This window comes from Nocardia sp. NPDC058497 (assembly GCF_042720195.1).
Lineage (GTDB): Bacteria > Actinomycetota > Actinomycetes > Mycobacteriales > Mycobacteriaceae > Nocardia.
In genome coordinates this window covers 1-2,464 of sequence record NZ_JBHXMY010000745.1, presented here as the reverse complement: position 1 = coordinate 2,464, position 2,464 = coordinate 1, and the positions used below count along the sequence as shown (strand labels likewise).

Here is a 2,464-nt window from a genome sequence, read left to right as displayed (position 1 = left end):
CAGGCACACCGGTCTCGGAGTTCTGAAACGCGCGAAAGGCCCGCGCCCCCCCCGCCGCTCCGGGGCCGGGGGGGGTTTTTTCCGAAGGGGGGGGGGCCCCCCGCGGGGCGCGCCCGCGCCCGCCCCGCCCCCCCGCGCGCGGGCGGCCGCGCCCCCCCCGGCGCCCCCGGTAGCCGGTGACGCGGGTGTCCAGGCGCAGCGACGGGTTGGTCCAGGTGCCGCCCGCGACGACCAGGGTGGCGCCGCGGTTCCGGGCGCGGGCGGCGAGGACCCGGCAGCGGGCGGGCGGGACGGCGAGGCCGCCGAGGCCGAGGACCACCAGGTCGAGCCCGTCGAGCAGGACGGCCGCCACTTCTCTGGGGGTCCAAGTCCGCGAGGACAGTCCTTGAGGAAAGTTTGTGCAGCTCAGTGACTCTCGAGGTAAAGCTAGCAGATTGCAACATGTGTGGTGCACTGGCAGCACCTTGACGAGTCGCAGCGCGTTGCTATCGGGTGCCCCAGATCGGACTCGTCGCCGAGGACGCCATCGAACTTGCCGAACCGCTTCAGCTCCTCGATGACTAGCTAGCAAACCTCGATTTGGGCGTTCGACTGCCCCTGATTCGACTCGCCAGTCCGGACTATTCGATCGAGGATCTGTGCGCGGATCTAGGTCGGTTCGGGCTTGTTCTCGGCGATGATGACGGCGCGAAAATTCCCGGGCATAACTAGCCCTGACCAGCCGGATCTGGTTAGACTCGATGGACACGAGGTGGCCCCAGGACACAGCTCCCCCATGCTTGAGTGGGCAGCTATCCAAGTAGGCCGATGACATGTAATCATTAGAACATGCGTTCGATAGATTCAATAGGCGGGGAGGTTCCTCCCGCCGTGAGCGCTGCTCCTGGCAAACCACTGGCAGCGATATCCCAGGACGATCGGATCGAAGTGCTGCGGGCTCGGATGGCCGCCATTCCGTCGCGTGTGGGCGCCTCGAGCCGCGCCGAGGTTCATGGGCAGGATGTGCTCGCGGTGCCAGGTGGTCTCGGCCAGTTATTGCCCAGCGGCGGTCTCGAGAAAGGGAGCGTGATCGTCTGCTCGGGCAGTTCGCTCGTGAACGGATTATTGGCAGCTGTCACCGGGGCCGGGAAGTTCGCAGCGGTCATCGGGTGCCACCAACTCGGCTTGCTTTCTGCCGCGGAGATGGGCGCCGATCTCTCGCGGCTGGCGCACATTCCGCAGCCCGGTCAGGACAGACTCGCTGTGCTGGCGGTTCTGCTGGACGGCCTCGAGTTGGTGGTGCTCGACCTCGCGGGCGAGACGGTGGCACCGAGCCGCGCCCGCGCCCTCGATGCACGAGTGCGAAGTCATCGATCGGTGCTGGTTGTCACCAGAGGCGACTGGGCTGGTTGCGATCTGCGGTTGGAAACCCGACCCACCGCCTATGGCGGCCTTGGCCGCGGCCACGGACGGCTTCAGTCCGTCCATCTCGATGTTCGAGTATCAGGCAAGAGACTGCAACCCCGAACTGGGCGATTGACCCTCGCCGGCAGCGGACCCCATCAGACGGCCTGGACCCTGGACCCACCGAAAGCCGAAAAGCGAACCAGGACAGGATGATTCGACCAGAACTAGAACCAACGGATCTTACTTGTCCGATACGTTGAACATCTGGACCGTGGTCGATCGACGGAGCTGCTGGTCGCTCGTCCTGGTCTCGGGAATATCGACAGGCTGGTTCTGCTTGAGTCTTTCCTCGAGCAGGTCGCGGCCGTAGATGTGCTCGGGCGGAGCAGCAGTTGTAGCCGGATCCGATTCGTGGCCGGGCGTACGAAGCTGCGTTTCCTGGAAACAACGCTCGACCCGGCACAACGAATTGGGAACATCTGATTGCCATGATGGAGGCAAACCGATTGTATTAGAGAGCGTTTGGCGATTCGGCAGAGGAGAGGGGAGACCTATGACGATGGCACTGGCCGACTGTCGGGCCAAGATCAAGGGATTGATTGTCACGGTGGAGGCATCGGAGCTGACCAACAGGGAACAGGTCCAAGCCCGCACAGAACTGGGAGCCGCCTACATCAAGATCGCCCAGCTCGCCGAAGTCGGCGACCTGGGCGGCTACTACTATCTCGAGCTCGCCCGCAAGTCGTTGGAGTGGGCGATCAATGGCGCGAAGCGGCTGCGTGCAGCCGATCCGGTGAAGGTGTGCGCGCATCATGCACTTGCGGCGCTGCACAACGAGTACGGAGACAGTGCCAGCGCGATCTCGACTGCCGAGCTGGCGATCGCCGCGACAACAGGAGATCTCTCAGCGGAAGATGGTGCACAGGCATGCGAAGAAACCGAGGCCGCGCTGTCGGCGCTTCGTGATGACTTGGCGGGTTGGGCCGCGGCTGCTGTCGGCAATTCCCGCGAGATCGAAGCGGGCGAGGTCTCCTAGATGGATTCCCCGCCCGCGCAGCAGGCCTGTGCGACTTGGTGA

At 64.7% G+C, this 2,464-nt stretch carries 2 protein-coding genes and 1 pseudogene; 2 read left to right on the top strand and 1 reads right to left on the bottom strand.

Annotation, left to right across the window (positions count from 1 at the left end; genetic code table 11):
- Positions 1 to 352, bottom strand: a pseudogene (locus ACFWPJ_RS30360) (hypothetical protein); the annotation flags it as partial.
- Between the two features lie 518 nt (positions 353 to 870).
- Here ACFWPJ_RS30360 and ACFWPJ_RS30355 point away from each other — a divergent pair.
- Positions 871 to 1,599, top strand: coding sequence for a hypothetical protein (locus ACFWPJ_RS30355; RefSeq protein WP_378856568.1), 729 nt, complete (start codon positions 871 to 873; stop codon positions 1,597 to 1,599).
- A 340-nt stretch (positions 1,600 to 1,939) separates the two neighbouring features.
- Positions 1,940 to 2,422: a hypothetical protein gene (locus ACFWPJ_RS30350; RefSeq protein WP_378856566.1), complete on the top strand. Its 483-nt coding sequence runs from the start codon at positions 1,940 to 1,942 to the stop codon at positions 2,420 to 2,422.
- Positions 2,423 to 2,464: the final 42 nt, after the last annotated feature.